Here is a 16,612-nt window from a genome sequence, read left to right as displayed (position 1 = left end):
ATTTGCCTTTGTAACGGGTATGGATAGGGTCTGCTGCTGTACATCCCCGGCAGGGATGAAGCATACCTGCCTGAAATTGACCCCGTCATCACTGGCCTGAAAACTGCGGTCTTCTTCCTTTTGCCCATAAAGACCGTGCGGTCCCTTATCGCCGCCACCCACAATGGTCAGCGCCTTGATGGTCTGCGGAGCTGAAAAACTGAACTGTATCCATGCCGATCCTTCTTTTGGAACGGAAGGAAGCAATCCTGAGGTGGCCAGGTCGCCGTCTGTCAATTGATCCAGTGAGAAATGTCCTCCGCTGGAAGTGATCGCCGGGGCGAGTTCCCTGAAGGACACATGGGTGTCCGGCAACCGGTAGGCTATGACGGCAATATCCTGATAGAAGGTGGGTAGTGCTGTTGCCTTACCGCCGCCTACGATATCTTGCTGCACGGGGATGTTCTGGAAGATGCCCGTTGTCACCGGAGGTTTAGGTAAGTTGCCTATAAACGGCCTGCCGGCCTGCACAGTCGTTTCGGACCATACATATTTTTTCATCCCGTCCTCTGGCTGCACCCAGGGGCCTCCGCTCTCACTCCATCCGGGCGATCCGGCGATGGCCATTTCAAGATTTAGCGAATCGGCTAACCTGGCGGTCAGTTTCATTGCCTTTTTCCATTCCGGACTCATATAGACCAACCGATGGTCTACAATTTGTGGCGTTACCAATGCCGCATCAAAATTCTGGAAACCACCTATACCCGAACGCTGCATCCACAGCAGATCTTTACGGATCCCCTGTTCGGAAATATTGCCATTCATCCAGTGCCACCACACACGGGCCCTTGAAGATTGTGGCGGGCTCACAAAATTATTCTGAAGACTGTCTCCCGGATGCGTCTGTCCCGATACCGGGAAAGCTGAGCACACCATAAAAGCAGAAGCGGACCATAACATTATTTTTCGTATCATATGTCTATATTATCCTAATTTGCTGCTACATAACAATAATGCAGACAGAAGTTTATACAAAGGACGTTATAATCAAAGGATCATTGCTGAATATTATACCAACCCATGTTTTTTTTAGACAAACTTCCTTGACATAAAAATTTTGTATAAAAAATATAGCGGTTCGTATAATTTGAATAGTTTGTGGCAAACTAGATGGCTATCTTTGTTTAGAATAAAAATATCATATCAGCATAACATAGATTATAAATGGAAGACCTATCGGAAAATTATAGTAACAGACAGCTCATCAATATCCTGGTGGATAAACGTTATCGTCTATTGCGCCACGCTATCCTGCTGATTGGATTTCTTGGTCTACTATTTTACACCGTGAATCTTTCTTCAGAATATTCCGGGATATATAGGTACTATAGCCTACTGTCCATATACATCACATTTATCCTGATGTTCTATATCAATATGTATGTGCTGATACCAGCTTTTTTCTTCCGTGCAAAATATATGCTGTACCTGTTGGCACTTATGGTGATGATCATACTGGGACTTTATAATCTAACTTTCATTTCGAATAGTCTGCTCGCACCTTTTAGAGTGCAGGATCATCACAAGATATCCGATAATATTGGCAATCTTGTTTGGTTCATTATCGTGTACGCAGTGATCTTAGTTACAACAACGATAAAGTTATTTCAAAAATGGACATCTGACCGGGATAGAATAGTAGAATTGAAGGATCTTACACTGCACATGGAGCTTAATGAACTCAAAAACCAGATCAATACCCATTTCCTGTTCAATATGCTCAATAATGTCAATGTGCTCATCAAAAACAATCCGGATAAGGCATCGATGATCATCCATAAACTTTCTGAATTTCTACGGTACCAACTTTATGAAAACAGCGGCGAAAAGACACTATTATCGGCTGAAGTCAGGTTCTTGTCCAACTTCCTTAATCTTGAAAAGATCAGAAGAGACAATTTTCAGTTTACCATAGAAACGGACCCGGCCCGTTTAAGCAGTATTTTCCTGCCTCCCAATCTGTTCACGACCTTTGTGGAGAATGCCCTGAAACATAGTGTTGACCTTTCCGGAGCAGAAACCTATGTGAATGTGCATATCCGGATTGATAAAGGCAGGCTGTTTTTCAGGTGCTGCAATTCCAGAAGCGAGGATTATAACGCTTCCGTTACTGCCAACGGCGGTCTTGGGCTGGCAAACATAAAAAGAAGACTGGAGCTATTATATAAAGAACAATATAGTCTTGAAATCAGTTCTTCGGAGAAAGAATATACCGTTAATTTAATTATTCCTGTATGAAATGTTATAGTTGTAGATGACGAACCTCTGGCAAGGGAAGGAATCATATCCTTAAGCAGGGAGATTCCCCATATCGATATACTCGGCGAGTTCTCCAATGCTGTGTCGGCACTGGATTTTATCAAGAACAATGAGGTAGACCTCGTTTTTTTGGATATCCAGATGCCCAAAGTGTCCGGTCTTGAATTTGCCGAACAGATACCTGAACAGACATTGGTGATCTTTACCACGGCGTATTCCCAATATGCGCTTAGGAGTTACGAGTTGGAAGCCATAGACTACCTGTTGAAACCTATTGAGAGAGAAAGACTGACAAAAGCCGTTGATAAAGCAATGGTCTATAAAAAGTTCCTGCTTCCCGAGACCTTAAAAAATACGGTTGAAGGGAACAGTAAAGAATTTATCCTCATAAAAGCGGACAGGCGTTATTATAAAATAAACTTCCCCGACATCTTATTCATTGAGGGTCTGAAAGACTATGTCGTGATCCATACCAAAGAAAAAAAGTTAATCACGGCAATGAACATTAAAACAATACATCAAAAGATTGACCTGCCCAATTTTATCCGTGTAAGCAAATCGTACATTGTTAATGGGAACCACATTGATTCATTTGATCACCAGACTATTTACCTGGGTGAAAATGAAATACCGATAGGGGATGTCTACAAAAAAGACTTTTACTTAGAATATGAGAAACAGATATTAAAGGCAAATCTGTGAGTTAAGCATCCAATGCTCCAGCAGGGTACAATTAAGCTGGAAGCTGAAAATCCAAAATAGAGATTTTTCCTTAAAACAGCCACTTCCATATTTTAGACAGAACAAATGCTGTCATAAAAATGTATGGGCTTGTATTTCTATTTATTGTAACGTATCATTAATACCCAGATTGGACATGAGCCAATTTTGATTACACATTTTTATGAACACATTCTATAGCGAAGTATTACAGTTATTGGAAGAAGAGATAAACGACCTGAATATACAGACGGATAATCCAATAAGTCTATCTGAAGGGGCAGTTAGCCTGATTATTGAAAAACTAAAACAGGTAAAGGCATTTATTCTTAATAAAGAATTTTCAAGCAAGAGTGAAGAAATATTCTTTTTTAAAGAACTAAAACCAAAAATTGTTTCTAAGCTTATATTTTATAATGCCATTTATAAAATTGAGATGAAAAAACCGCACGGAAGCAGTCGGGATACTAAAAATTATATAAAAAACGAATTGGGTAAACTCAAAATTTTTTTCGATAACAATCTTGATTTTATAAATATTATAGGACGAATAGTACCTACCTGGATCATATGTACTTTGTAAGAGGTATTTTTGAAATCAAGTTAAGCCTAGACACTTATTATTTTGAGTCTGATCCGTTTTTTTCCACTTCCCATGATTTTAAAGTTGCAAAAATAATAGCGAACGATCTAATTCAAGTCTACTTGGAAGATCAACTGCTAAATATACAAAGAGGAGCAAATAACCATATAAAAAATTCAAGTCTCTCAAGTGGGTTGCAATGGACAGCAAACAAAACTTCATTAACAGAACTTATTTATGCATTACATGCCACTGGCGTTTTTGAAAACGGTAAAATGGATATTAAAAGGATCGCTAATTTTTTTGAAAGTATTTTTGAAGTCGATCTAGGAGATTTCTATCATACATATCTCGAACTTAAGAACCGGAAATCAACAAGACCAAATTCATTGATATACTCCGCGAGAATCTCTTAAACAAAATGGAGGAACAAGATCTTTAAGTAATAGAATTATTCAATTAGCTGTCGGGTATTTATCCCAACTTGTGTAGAAGTGTGGAAAGAAAGGTACTTATTTTAATAAACTTTGTGCTATCTAATTATTCTTCTATCAATTAATCAGGAAGTATGAAGTTATTACTATCTAATATTATATTTGAAATACGTAGTAAGGAGGAAAAACTTTCATCTGAATTTCCCCGTCTGATTGACGAGGCCTATCAGATGATCTTTTTTTATAAGAATTGCTATTTTCTGCCAAAGAGTATCTACTTATGAACGGTTTTAGCAAACTACTTGAATAAATTGATTTTATTAAAAAGATTAATTAAGCTCAAAGTGGCTTATGAAAAGTGATTTATAAGATTGAATTTTGTCTCCGGGAACGATTTAGTAATGGTGCTCGCTGCATTTCCTTTCGTTTATTTTTCCCATAACATCAGATGCGAAAATCTGAAAATAGGGTGATAATTGCTGACTTTGTTAGGAAAACGCAATCCGGATGTAGCAGCTAGTATCTATACCAAATCTATTAGCAATCCATAACGGCTGGATTTGCAACGGTACAACAGCCAATATCCTCCCATCGAGATGGAGGTTTTCACCGATGCTCACGACTGATTTTTGATTATTGACAACACGGAACTTTATCACATCGGAGCATCACTGAAATTTCTGGGCAAAAAATGGTTTGCCTTTTCACGGATCGATATAGAATAAACAATAAACCCTCTCGTTTCTATAACGAGTTTGTCTGTACCATTCACAAATTTTCAATGAATGATTTTCTAAATTCTAAAGGAGATTGGTTAGTCTTACTTTTGAATATTCTATTAAAAGATTGAGAATGTTCAAAACCTAATCCATATGCAATTTCACTAACCGACAAAATCTGTTGTCGAAAGTTTTTCTTTAGCTTTTAAAATCAGTTTATCGTGAATGTGTTGCTGCGTGGTCTGTCCTGTCAATATTTTAAGTAAGCCACTTAAATAGTTAGGCGACACGTTTAATCTATCTGATACATATTGAACCGTAGGAAGTCCTCTTGAAATCAAATCGTTGTCGTTAAAGTAATCGTTTTAATAGCTTATCCAGCCTGTCCAGGATTTGATGATTAGTGATTTTTCTTGTCAGAAACTGCCGCTCATAAAACCGTTCGGCATAATTAAGCAACGTTTCAATTTGTGAAATAATAATATGCTGGCTGAACTTATCCATATTCGTGTGGTACTCCTGCTGAATACCTAGAATAATATTCTTCAATAGTAATTCTTCCTTTTCCGAGAGGAACAATGCCTCGTGTACGTCATACCCAAAGAACTCATATTTCAAGATTTTATCAGCGAGGCTCGTATGCCATAAAAAGTCAGGATGAATAAGCAATATCCATCCTGAAAAATCGGGCGTTGCCTCTTTATCTATTTCAAAACTAAATAGCTGATTCGGTGCAGAAAAATACATAATCCCCTCATCAAAGTCATATTCCTGTTGCCCATATATTGCTTTGGAATACGAAGACCTTTTGAGCGATATGGAATAAAAATCGAGCATCCATCTATAATCACATACGTCGCCTGTGTGCAGAATGTCAGCACAATTAATCACACTGATAAGAGGGTGCTGTGGCTTGGGCAACCCCCTGACCTTATGGTATTCTCTAATGGTTTTTATTCGATATATAGGCTTACTTTGCACAACATAAAGATATTTATTTTTTATTGAAGACGGTTGCAAATTCGCCTGCAAAATCGGTGAGCTTTACTTTGCCCAAGGCTTGCGGTCTATGAAGATTATAATCTTCGTAGGCATTCGTTCTTCTGCTGGCATTCATTTCTGTATAACCATTGGCAACCTGCGGATTGAAACCAATAGCCAACAAAGTATTTAAAAATTGTTCATCAGAAACCACCTGCCATTTCAGATCGGGTTTTCCAATTGCCCTGCCCAGCACTTGAGCCACTTCGTTTGGAGAAACTTCATCGCTGGCAATATAACGAATTGTCCTGCCGTTAAATGGTTTTTCCATTTCTTCTACAATGGCATTGGCAATATCCAAAGGAGAAACCCACGGTTCTTTTTGATCTCCACCATAATTTTGGATAATTGCTCCCTGGGATTTGATAGCAGGTATAAATGCAAACATATTGTAATAAAAACCGACAGGTCGCATTTCTTTCAGGAAAACCGATTCCGGTAATTCCTTTAAAATTTGCTCTACCTCATAATGAATTCTGAGCATTCCGTTTCCGTGATCTGTATGTGCACCGATACTACTCAAATGCACCACTTTGGTTACACCTGCCAATAGAATAGCCTGTACGTAAATATTAGCTATCCTTATCCTGTGTGCGTAAACGTCGATAGTTTTATTGAAATAATTTGCGGGCGGTTCCATCAGATAAACGATGTCTGCACCTGTAAAAGTTTTTGCAAGAAAACCTACGTCTTCAAGCGAGCCAACAGCAGGAACTGCCCCAATAGCTTCGATCTCATTTTGTCTGCCGGCATTACTGCTGATAACCGTTACGGAATGACCTTTTGCTACCAACCCTTCTGCGAGTGGTTTTCCGATATGCCCTAAAGAACCTGTCAATACAATTTTCATTTTTTGAATTTTAATTATTGACAAAGTTCAGTTGTTTAAAAATCCGGGATGTAACCGAATCTATCTTTGTTGTAACCAAAAAATAATAAGCCAAATCTACCTCTCAAATTGCCCGCATTCTTCTTTTTCTATTTTTCATCCATTGGCTGGGAACGTTTTTCTTTTTCAACCAATTTTTTAAAATCTTCATTTTGGCCGTTGAAGACTTTTAATATCGCATCATCCATTATACCTACACCTAAAAATGATAGCTTTACTTTTTGGGCGGTGGCAAAACCATCGTGCTTCAGCATCTCCTCATAGATCTTGTCAATACGGTAACGAATTAGTAACCTTGCCATTTTAAGCCCAAATCGCATCAGACACCGAGTTCTAAACTAAGACCATTATTTTACAAATCATTGTATATCAATAGTTTTATACATTTTGCTTGTTTTTGCTTTTATCTAATCTTTTAATTATAAAAGATTAATAAAATTCAAAGTATTTAAAAAAGAGTAGTTTACAAGAATTGAAAACCTTATCGGTAACTATTTAGTCATGGTGCTCTCTGCACTCACTTTCTTTTGATTACCTTGTAAATCAGTAGCAAATATAATAAATCTATCCGATTTAGAAGGTCCTAACTTTAGTTAAAATTTATGTGTTTTAAAGTGCTTATTAAGTTCGTTTCATACTAATTTTTTTCAAAATTATCTCCACAGTTGGGGAGCAATAATGACAATAAAATTCCCACAGGTGGGTGTACTTGGGTTAGATTATCATTTAATCTAATGACTTTTGTGTGATAATATAGGTATAAACTGAATTTTAAGTTTAGTAATCATCACAAAAATTATTAGCTATGGAACATTCATTACACACCATTATTTTAGAGATACATAACAAGGAAGATAAGATTTCATCGCAAAGCAAAAGACTAATCGATGAGGCTTATGAAATGACCTTGTATCTACAAGATCTTTTATTTGAGATCAAGAAACAAGTTATTGAAGAAGGGTTTAAAAATGATGAGGAAGAGGTACAATTCTTCCGAACCATTAAACCCCAAATACTCGGTAAGCTTATCTATTACAATAAGGTATATCGTATTGAAACGACTTGTCCTGTTAGCACTGGAAAAATGTATTACAGATATTTTGCAAACCAATTAGCAACCCTAAAGCGAGATTATGTTGAACATTTATGCAATTCCGATTTTTATAGGTACTACCGTTCGGGACGAACAGATCGTGACCACAGTTATTTCAAGCGAGGAAATATAAACTATCACGACGGCTTAAACAGTATCGTTTTTGAGATTGACCCAGAGTTTTCTACATTCTATGACTATAAAACTGCAAGGATTATCTCCAACGAGTTACTCTACTCTTACCTCCTTACAAAAATCAATCCCGAGGAAAATCCTGATTTAATTCTTCAAAAGCCAGAAAATTCGAAAGACATTTTTTGGACGGAAAGTAAAAATGCCCTCATTGAATTGGCTTACGCTCTTTATACTTCAGCTTCGATTTCACATGGCAAAATCGGTATACGAAAAATCAGTTTGATGTTTCAAATCCTTTTTGGTATTACCCTTGGCGACTTACATCACGCTTTTCATAGAATGAAAACAAGAGCAGGTTCCAGAACGGCTTTTTTGGACCAGCTTAAAACATCATTGGAAGAATATATGGATAAAGACCTTTAAATAAACCTAGATTTTTTGAATAGAGGCAGTACATTAATCGTGTACTGCTTTTTTATTCAATTTGCCAAGGTATGCCAATTGGCAAATGTAGGCATAATCCACACTTAAAATATTCAAAATCCTCTATAACACCTATAAAATAAGGATTTACTCAGATTGAAAAAATTTTAAAAAACCGCCAAACCAATTGGCTTGGCTTGGCAGACAAACACTGCCACCTTTCTCAACTTTGCATTGTGAACATTAAAAAGCAATGCGATGAAAATCATAACAATAGAAGAAGAAGCTTGGAAACAGCTCAATAGCCGTATCAACGCTATTACTGATTATCTGAAAAGATTGGACAACACAAGCTATGATGAACTTTGGCTTAATAATCACGAGGTATGCCAATACCTGCATATTAGCGAAAAGACTTTGTGGCGTATGCGTACCAAAGGCGAAATAACTTACTCAAAAATCTACGGGCAATACTTCTATACCATTGGGGCAATCAAAGATATGCTCAATGCCAATGCCATACAAAGTAGCGATGATTATGTACAGGAACTTATGGCTAAAGGCAAAAGCTATATCGAGAAAGGCAGAAAACTAAAAACCGATAAAAAGTAAAGGCTATGAATATTGACAGAATGGAATTTATATCGTTGGATGGAACGTGTAATGGACAGATTTGATATGTTGAACAACCACATTGATGATTTGCAAAAGAAACGCAACAGTATAGACGGAGAAGAACTGCTCGATAATCAGGATCTACTGCAAATGCTAAAAATAAGTAGCCGTTCCTTACAACGCTACCGTTCCATTGGCAAACTACCATACTACACGATAAGCGGAAAATTGTATTACAAACTGTCCGATGTTCATCAGTTTATCAGAGAGAGTTTTAACAAATAGAAAGCCAATGAGTGCCAAACAGAGCCTTTGAACGCCACTTCGCAAAATACATTAACAGCTTCCTTTACTTTGAACATTAAAACTTCAAAATTTTCAGATTATGAGTGAAGAAACTTTAATTAAAAATGAAACACCCAAACAAGTTACACAGGAAGCACCTGAGCAACTATCGGATGTTCTGTTAGTGCTGGATAGGGAGAAAATGAAAATCCAAGCTGTAAAGAATATTGATAAAGATGGGAAAATGGAAACCGTTGACCCTACGGGCAAAAATCAAAGTGAGTTTTTACGTGTGGACAAACACGGCGATTTTGTTACCAATTTCCTTTCCAATTTTTGGAGGCAGTTGAAAAATCCTACCCAATTCTCATTATTCAAAGTATCTGCTGATGAAGCCGTCGAAAAGGCAAAGGATTTTCAAAAGCAGGTAGATAATCCTACCCCAAAGGGAGAAAAGGAAATGAAAAAGCACGAAGTGAAAAATGAACCTGAAAAAGAACAAAAACAAGAAAATCAAAAAGATATGGTAACAACACAAACAGCACAGGAAAAAAGCGAGTATCGCTTCCAGCCTGAACAGGTAGATTGGGAAACTATGAAAAACCTAGGAGTAAGCAAGGAGTATCTTGAAAAAAGAAACCTGCTTGAACCTTTGTTGAAAGGCTACAAGACTAATGAACTTTTGAATGTAAGCATCAATTTCGGAGGTGTTGCAGTTCGCACAGACGCCCGTCTGGCTTTACAAGCCGACCAAGACGGTAAACCCGTCGTATTTGTACACGGTGTTCGTAAAACACCGGAACTGCACAGGGAATTTTTTGGGCATAGCTTTACGGACGAAGACAAAAAGAACATACTCGAAACGGGAAATATGGGTCGTATCGTGGATTTAAAAAATCCAAGAACGGGAGATATGATACCGTCTATCATCAGTGTGGACAAGCTTACTAATGAGCTCATTGCTCTAAGAACTTCTCTGATCAAAATCCCTAATGAGATTAAAGGAGTGCAACTCAATGACGAGCAAAAGCAAACCTTGACGGAGGGAAAACCTCTTTATTTAGAGGGAATTACCTCAACAAAAGGAGCTTCCTTCAATGCAAAATGTTCATATAATGCGGACAAAAATTATGTAGAGTTTCTGTTTGACAGAAGCAACAACAATCAGCAATCCCAAAACAATCAGCAGAACAATCAGCAAAGCCAAACGCAGGAAGCTCCAAGAACTTTTAGAGGAAAGGATTTGACCGATGAGCAATACAACAAATTTAAAGACGGGCAAACAGTCTATGTTGAACTGAAAGATAAAAAAGACCAGCCTTATCAGGGCTATATCACTTTCAACAAGGAAAATGGAAAAAACCAATTTCGAGTTTCCAAACCAGTACAAAGAACGCGTTAAGCCTGTTGAAGAACACAAAACACAGACTGCGGTCAATTCAGAGGGTAAAACGAATGAAGCAACCAAAAACCTTAAGGAACCTTTACAAAAAGGACAGCAAAGCCCCAAAAATGAGAAGCAACAGGAGCAACAGGAAAAACCAAAAGCCCCTGCAAAATCAAAAGGCAGAAAAGTTAATTAGCTATGAAAACAGTTATCGCAGAAAAAACCAAGCGTAGCAAGAGAGAAATAGCCAGCTTGTTGGGAGCTTCCGATAAAAAGGACGGTTATCTAACGGGCAATGGCTATTTTGTTACGTGGGCGTTCGGACACCTCATAGGTCTGGGAATGCCCGAAGACTACGGGTATTTCGGGATTTGATAAAGCATCATTGCCAATCCTCCACAACCCGTTTATTTTGACTGTCCGCAAGGTCAAAAAGGATAAAGGCTACCAAGCCGATACAGGAGCATTGAAGCAACTGAAAGTAATCAAAGAACTATTCCATAAAAGCGACAGTATTATCGTTGCTACCGATGCCGGACGTGAGGGCGAACTCATATTTCGGTACATTTATGAGTACCTGAAATGCCATAAACCATTTGAACGGCTTTGGATAAGCTCGCTTACCGAAAAAGCCATAAAACAAGGATTTGACAGCCTGAAAGACGGGGCAGCATTTGACGGCTTGTTTCAAGCTGCACAAGGCAGAAGCCGTGCCGATTGGCTCGTCGGGATCAATGCTACACAATCATTGAGCATCGTAGCAGGCAACGGTGTTTATTCTCTGGGCAGAGTGCAAACATAAACAAAAGGAATACTCACTATGAGAGTTTGTAATATGAACATTATATATACTTTTCTTTTGATGATTGATATATTAATAATAAATCAGTTATAAATAAGATTACAATAAAGAATATCCAAAAAAGTACTCCATAAAGAATAACCAAAATTAGTGCAGAGAGCATCCCTTGTAAGATATTAAAATCTCCTTCATTGATAGCACGAATAATAGAATAAATATAAACTATTGTGAAAACAACCCATATATTAATCAAGTTTGTTTTTATTATTCTTTTCATTATTGAGCTGTTTTTTGATTTTCAAATAGTTTGCTCCATGCATTATAAACATATATTGTTAAGTTCCTCTTCTGTCCACAAAAATTTATTAATTGTACAGTGAGTTACATAATCTAATGCGTAAAAACTTAAAACAAAATAAATAAGTTTCACTAAGGTATATCTTAATATTTAGATTGTCAGACGCTTAAAATTATAAACTCTATGGCAATATATCAACTCCTTCATACCCTTCCATTATTTAAAAGCTTCACATGAATTTATATAGTACGGGTAGCTAGAATAAGTATAAATACAGTGAGATTTACTTGTACCAGGTGGATTCTTTCCCGCAGTAACACTCATAGTATTATTTACGTTTCTAATAGAATATACAAAACAGAGAGTATCGTTCTCTATTTTTAAAAAGCTGGTTTGTTTAAGATTTGTAGCGTCAATTACCTTTTTGCTACCTGTGCAGTTTTTTATAAATTTTGTATCAGCAACAAAAACAATAGTAACTCTGTTTTTTATACCATTAAAAAAAGTATAGCCGTTTTGTTCATACATTCTATAGATACTTATCTTATTATCTTTAGAATTTACGTTTGTATTTGCACACGAATAAAGTGCAAATATTGCGATTAATAGGAGTACATGTTTCATATTATTTTTGTAAAATAAACCATCCTTGACTGGTCTTACTATTTGCATTAGGGCTTAAGTTCATCCATATTGTATTACTTGGATTAGTTTGTAAGTAAAATTGATTGACCTTAACATTGTTTAAATTATAATTACTATCCATTCCTGCAGCCTGACTATGGGCTTGATAATAAACGTTCCGAGTAAAAGAAGGTGGTACAAAGTCTGGACTTTGTGTTGTATTCGAAGCTGGAGAGTTCACAATTGATAACGCAGCCCCACCTTCAAAAATTTCATGCCTAATTGTAGTACCAGCTGTCTGCCCTCCATTGGCCTCTAAAGATTGTGCTTGTAGAACGTTAACTTCTTGATTACTGGTAGTTTCAGTTTGTCCATTATATGCTCCAAATAAGAACATCGTTTGATTTCCAGCACTATCTGTCCTAACAATATCTTGCGTTAGTTAGATAATATTTTACAGTTTTATTTTTGTCCTCAATTATATCATATAAGGCTTTATCCTGAATGCTAAGACTTACTATAATCCAGTTTACTTTTATCTGCCATAGTTACTTTACCTGTTGTTGCATCTCTAACCATATTTAATTGTGAATCATCGTTTAGCTCCTTTAATGCTGTATCTGCATCAGCACCATTAATAATTAAATCAAACGGCATCATCCCATCCGGGTCAATAAACCGAATAGGATTATTGAATGCATAAACGTACGGAGAGAACCGTCTCATCTTCTCGGCTAATGGATCCACATTCATCCATCTTCCTAATGCAGCATCATAATTTCTTGCTCCAAAATCATATAGGTTTAATCCCATTTCTTCTTGTAACTCTTTACCATTGTATTGATACTTATAATTGGAAGCTGTATCCCTGTCATATCATTATACCCCTGATGTTTTAGTCCAAACGGATAATAGTTGTTTTCTTCCAGAATTTCCGTGGGTTCTATTACGCCGTTGTTATTGCCATCCGCATACACCACCCGGTTGTTGCCCAAATGGTCTTTATGGATATAATGGTAAATATACTTATAATTCTGATAGGCTGTATAACCTTCGGGCTGAGGAAAGAACTGCAAAGTTCCGTTAAGATACTGAAAACCGTCTATATACTCGGTAATCTGATTAGGCCCGCTATTGGCCAATACACTTTTCTTTAATTTATTGCCCGCTGCATCATAGACATAATAAATACTTCCCTGATCTGTATCGATGACTATGGGCAAATTCAGATGGTTATACGTGATTTTAGTAATCCGTTTTGTTGGTATCGGTGATTAAGTTTCCGGATCCGTCATAGGTATAGGCAGCACCCTCAGAAGGGATTTTTTAAATCCGTCAGGGTTGTTGGTATAGTCTCTTACCATAGTCAGCTGATTGCCATTATAGGGTATAATCGCGTTCGTCCATATCCAAAACCTGTCCGTCTACCATAGCTCCGGTACGGTTTAAGGTGCGGATGTTGCCGTTTAGGTCATAATTCATACTTTCTCTGTGTGCCTGTGGCGCATAAAGCCCATGGTCCAGCCTCCGTGAAAAGACATCATCTGCTTTCCTTTTATACGAGACATGTAAGTAATATGTACTATGCTATAAGATAGTGATACGTCAGTGTGGGAGAGAAATTATCTCCTTTGTATAGTATCCCATGCACTTGATTCCATCCATTTATTTTTCCACTCTTTAGGAAATGTCCAATGGTTTCTATTTTCCAAAGGAATTCTTATATAATAAAACTCTTTCTTATCTCCATTTGGCTTCTTTACATAACAGATATTTTCATCTTTTATTTTTATTAAACTATCTCCCACTGAAATGTAATCCATGATTTCAGAACGCAATGGAAATCCCTCTTCAATTCCATCGTTTCTTTTTATTAATACAGAAGTCATGACATCCATACTTTTTCTCCTATTATATTTTTCAATTATAATAGCTCTATAATTATCTTTAATATCGTTTTCTATTAACGAGTTATAATTCACTTCTCGGATTATAGTTACTATCATAAAAATAAAAAAGATAATGCCGAAAAAGATAAGATATGGTTTAAGTGCTTTCATTTTTTCACCTTTTTAGATTTGAATTCTCTTGACAAAGTACTGGTTCCTCCAGAATAGGTAGCACTTGCTTTCCCAGCTTTACCTAACACTTGTGACAAAGTCTTAGGCGCGCTACCATATCCTAAAGAACGGGATGTCCAGGTAGTTGGATACCGATGTCCGGGATAAACTTCATCATGTGTACCTTCTGTGTTACTCCACGTTACAGAGTACCAAAAACCAGCAACACCTATCGAAGCAGCATTATAACCTCCCTCAAAGCCTTTAACATCAAAAAAATCAGTTGCTATATCTTTATTATACTTAGATCCAAAGAAACTAAAACCAGCACCACCTCCGACACCTACATTTCCTCCTTTAGAAGTATAAATACCCAAATTACCCTCGCTTTCACCATTTAAGAAAATACGCAATCGACAACCCAAATTCCATACCTCCACCAACAGTTGCAGAACCACTAAGATTATACCTATAGCATCATATTGTTTTTTTAAGGTCTTCCATACTCATACCTGTATCAAAAAAACAAGTGGTTTGTCAGGATTAATATTGAGTTCGGTATCAAAAAACATAGTCTTTTATCTCCAGTATCTACTATATTCTTATAATTTCCTTTTTATCCTTATTATTGATGATGATATCATCTTTAATCATTCCCGTAGGATCGGTAAACCTAATCGGATTGTTACCTACATATGAATATGCTTCCATCGTTTTCTCCACCAACGGATCCACATTCATCCATCTTCCTAAAGTCGGATCATAATTTCTTGCGCCAAAATCATACATATTCATATCTTTTTCGGGTTGAAAATCTTTTCCTCCAAAGGTGTATTTATAGCCTGTATTTCCTGTAATGGTACTGTAATTCTGATGTTCTAATCCAAATGGATAATAATGATGCTCTTCCAGAATTTCCGTTGGTTCTATTACACCGTTGTTATTGCCATCTGTTTGATGAGTACAATTGTAAAAAATGGAGAGAGAAAATTTTTACTTTAAAATAAAATATTAATTCTTACAACCTTTTTTAATAGCTTTTTCATATTTTTAGCAGACACCTCAGATTTATTAGTTCGCCATTTACTAACTATTTTATTATTTGTTTTACAAACAAGATAAGTATTTACTTTTAACCTATCATTAGTCATAATTGTTCCTTTACCTTTACCAATAACATCCCAATCTAAAAGCCCCTGTTTAACTTTAACCATTGTAGAATCAATTAAATCTTTTTCTTTTAACAAGGTTAAAAATTTTAGGAGAAGGCTTGGTTGTAATTTCTCCATCAATAAAAAAGATTTTTTTTCCAACTTTAATATAATCTAAAGGGAAATAACCACTACCGTCCGAAGACAAATACTACTTTGTTTATTTGAGGAGACACCCTATACATATAATGAAATCTGTGCTATCTATGTAATCTTTACTTAATCTAAAATATTTATATTTTAAAGTGTAAGTAACATTTTTTTTACAATAATTCTTGATAATATTTTCCATTATTTCCTCTTGAGGACAATTAGTTTGATTTATTGACTTACAGCCTAACAAAGTAGTTAAACAAAAAAATAAAATCAGAAATTTATCTGGATTTGCTTCAAAAACATTGACATCATTATATTGTTGGTTATATTTCTTACTAATTATAAAATGAGGAATACTTTTTCCTTTAAAGTTTAATTTATCGTCATCACTTGCTAATGAATTATCAGGATGGCTGTGATAATGATATTTAGCATACCTGCTTCTACCTAAATAGGGTTTTGAACTTTTTAAATATTGCCAATCTATCTTTTCATTCTCATTGTATCTTGCAGAATTAGATGTTGTTGAAGTATTACTTTTATGAGCTTCAACTAAAAATCCTGAAATATCTTTACCCATAGCATTATTTCCTAAAGCGTATCCTGACACTTCAACACCAGCCAGTTTAGTATAATCGGCAATAAAATTTTGAAATTGAGATTCTGTAGGTTGATCTGTTCCGTTTATTTCTATAACATTATTGTTTTGTTTAAAATTTATACCATCTTTTAAAATTCCTTTAACAATATTATCAACTTAAAACACCTTTGACTTCTTCCCTTTTTATTCAGGTTTACAATCCTATCAGGATTATTATTCTTTTCTCCATGTTGTTTTATTTCTCCGGTTTTTCTCTATTAAAAGTATAATCCGTATCAATACCATCCGATGCTAACAG

At 36.2% G+C, this 16,612-nt stretch carries 20 protein-coding genes and 4 pseudogenes; 10 read left to right on the top strand and 14 right to left on the bottom strand.

Going from position 1 to position 16,612, the window contains the following annotated elements; translation table 11 throughout:
- A partial coding sequence (locus QW060_RS22385; RefSeq protein WP_290365183.1) for a glycosyl hydrolase occupies positions 1-939 on the bottom strand: 939 nt, incomplete at its 3' end.
- Positions 940-1,203: 264 nt separating this feature from the next.
- On the opposite strand from QW060_RS22385, the gene QW060_RS22380 reads away from it, so the two are divergent.
- The 4 genes and pseudogenes from QW060_RS22380 to QW060_RS22365 all read left to right on the top strand — a co-directional run bounded on the left by QW060_RS22380 (position 1,204) and on the right by QW060_RS22365 (position 4,319).
- Complete coding sequence (locus QW060_RS22380; protein WP_290362768.1) at positions 1,204-2,277, top strand: sensor histidine kinase; 1,074 nt, start codon at positions 1,204-1,206, stop codon at positions 2,275-2,277.
- A gap of 6 nt (positions 2,278-2,283) precedes the next feature.
- The gene (locus QW060_RS22375; protein ID WP_290364707.1) at positions 2,284-3,000 is read left to right on the top strand and encodes a LytR/AlgR family response regulator transcription factor; all 717 of its coding nucleotides are present in this window, start codon (positions 2,284-2,286) and stop codon (positions 2,998-3,000) included.
- A gap of 202 nt (positions 3,001-3,202) precedes the next feature.
- Positions 3,203-4,017: pseudogene (locus QW060_RS28670) on the top strand (RteC domain-containing protein).
- Positions 4,018-4,169: 152 nt separating this feature from the next.
- On the top strand, positions 4,170-4,319 hold the full coding sequence (locus QW060_RS22365) for a hypothetical protein (RefSeq protein WP_290362766.1): 150 nt from the start codon (positions 4,170-4,172) through the stop codon (positions 4,317-4,319).
- Positions 4,320-4,803: 484 nt separating this feature from the next.
- On the opposite strand, the pseudogene QW060_RS22355 reads toward QW060_RS22365, so the two are convergent.
- From QW060_RS22355 to QW060_RS22345, 3 genes and pseudogenes are all read right to left on the bottom strand, one after another.
- A pseudogene (locus tag QW060_RS22355) lies at positions 4,804-5,735 on the bottom strand (helix-turn-helix domain-containing protein).
- A gap of 13 nt (positions 5,736-5,748) precedes the next feature.
- Positions 5,749-6,645 (bottom strand): NmrA family NAD(P)-binding protein, encoded by an 897-nt coding sequence (locus QW060_RS22350; RefSeq protein WP_290362765.1) that lies wholly within the window; start codon positions 6,643-6,645, stop codon positions 5,749-5,751.
- Positions 6,646-6,773: 128 nt separating this feature from the next.
- Positions 6,774-6,986: a hypothetical protein gene (locus QW060_RS22345; protein WP_290362764.1), complete on the bottom strand. Its 213-nt coding sequence runs from the start codon at positions 6,984-6,986 to the stop codon at positions 6,774-6,776.
- 503 nt (positions 6,987-7,489) lie between these two features.
- Between QW060_RS22345 and QW060_RS22340 the strand changes: the two genes are divergently transcribed.
- From QW060_RS22340 to QW060_RS22320, 6 genes and pseudogenes are all read left to right on the top strand, one after another.
- The gene (locus QW060_RS22340; protein WP_290362763.1) at positions 7,490-8,335 is read left to right on the top strand and encodes an RteC domain-containing protein; all 846 of its coding nucleotides are present in this window, start codon (positions 7,490-7,492) and stop codon (positions 8,333-8,335) included.
- 258 nt (positions 8,336-8,593) lie between these two features.
- On the top strand, positions 8,594-8,947 hold the full coding sequence (locus QW060_RS22335) for a helix-turn-helix domain-containing protein (protein WP_290362762.1): 354 nt from the start codon (positions 8,594-8,596) through the stop codon (positions 8,945-8,947).
- Between the two features lie 5 nt (positions 8,948-8,952).
- A pseudogene (locus tag QW060_RS22330) lies at positions 8,953-9,235 on the top strand (helix-turn-helix domain-containing protein).
- Between the two features lie 100 nt (positions 9,236-9,335).
- On the top strand, positions 9,336-10,637 hold the full coding sequence (locus tag QW060_RS22325; RefSeq protein WP_450091484.1) for a DUF3945 domain-containing protein: 1,302 nt from the start codon (positions 9,336-9,338) through the stop codon (positions 10,635-10,637).
- A complete protein-coding gene (locus tag QW060_RS28915; RefSeq protein WP_450091483.1) occupies positions 10,588-10,818 on the top strand; it encodes a hypothetical protein in 231 nt (76 codons plus the stop codon). The genes QW060_RS22325 and QW060_RS28915 overlap by 50 nt, the downstream gene beginning before the upstream one ends.
- Positions 10,819-10,820: 2 nt before the next feature.
- Positions 10,821-11,421 (top strand): annotated as a pseudogene (locus QW060_RS22320) (toprim domain-containing protein); the annotation flags it as partial.
- 43 nt (positions 11,422-11,464) lie between these two features.
- Here QW060_RS22320 and QW060_RS22315 read toward each other — a convergent pair.
- The 10 genes from QW060_RS22315 to QW060_RS22270 form a co-directional block, all read right to left on the bottom strand.
- A complete protein-coding gene (locus QW060_RS22315; protein WP_290365182.1) occupies positions 11,465-11,701 on the bottom strand; it encodes a hypothetical protein in 237 nt (78 codons plus the stop codon).
- Between the two features lie 646 nt (positions 11,702-12,347).
- Entirely contained in the window at positions 12,348-12,743 is a 396-nt protein-coding gene (locus QW060_RS22310) for a hypothetical protein (RefSeq protein ID WP_290365181.1), read from the bottom strand.
- 110 nt (positions 12,744-12,853) lie between these two features.
- Positions 12,854-13,159 (bottom strand): RHS repeat domain-containing protein, encoded by a 306-nt coding sequence (locus QW060_RS22305; RefSeq protein ID WP_290365180.1) that lies wholly within the window; start codon positions 13,157-13,159, stop codon positions 12,854-12,856.
- The gene (locus QW060_RS22300; protein ID WP_290365179.1) at positions 13,150-13,569 is read right to left on the bottom strand and encodes a hypothetical protein; all 420 of its coding nucleotides are present in this window, start codon (positions 13,567-13,569) and stop codon (positions 13,150-13,152) included. Before QW060_RS22300 ends, QW060_RS22305 begins: the two co-directional genes overlap by 10 nt.
- Before the next feature lie 399 nt (positions 13,570-13,968).
- Entirely contained in the window at positions 13,969-14,244 is a 276-nt protein-coding gene (locus QW060_RS22295; RefSeq protein ID WP_290364514.1) for a hypothetical protein, read from the bottom strand.
- A 158-nt stretch (positions 14,245-14,402) separates the two neighbouring features.
- The gene (locus QW060_RS22290; protein WP_290365178.1) at positions 14,403-14,864 is read right to left on the bottom strand and encodes a hypothetical protein; all 462 of its coding nucleotides are present in this window, start codon (positions 14,862-14,864) and stop codon (positions 14,403-14,405) included.
- Between the two features lie 136 nt (positions 14,865-15,000).
- Complete coding sequence (locus QW060_RS22285) at positions 15,001-15,318, bottom strand: RHS repeat domain-containing protein (protein WP_290365184.1); 318 nt, start codon at positions 15,316-15,318, stop codon at positions 15,001-15,003.
- A gap of 86 nt (positions 15,319-15,404) precedes the next feature.
- Positions 15,405-15,653 carry a hypothetical protein gene (locus tag QW060_RS22280; RefSeq protein WP_290365177.1) on the bottom strand — a complete coding sequence of 83 codons (249 nt, stop codon included), beginning with the start codon at positions 15,651-15,653 and terminating at the stop codon, positions 15,405-15,407.
- Complete coding sequence (locus QW060_RS22275; RefSeq protein WP_290365176.1) at positions 15,628-15,765, bottom strand: hypothetical protein; 138 nt, start codon at positions 15,763-15,765, stop codon at positions 15,628-15,630. The genes QW060_RS22280 and QW060_RS22275 overlap by 26 nt, the downstream gene beginning before the upstream one ends.
- Positions 15,766-15,777: 12 nt before the next feature.
- Positions 15,778-16,323: a hypothetical protein gene (locus QW060_RS22270; RefSeq protein ID WP_290365175.1), complete on the bottom strand. Its 546-nt coding sequence runs from the start codon at positions 16,321-16,323 to the stop codon at positions 15,778-15,780.
- Positions 16,324-16,612: the final 289 nt, after the last annotated feature.

The organism is Paenimyroides ceti (assembly GCF_030409925.1).
Note: the sequence above shows the minus strand (reverse complement) of the source record. Positions and strands in the feature narration are given on the sequence as shown.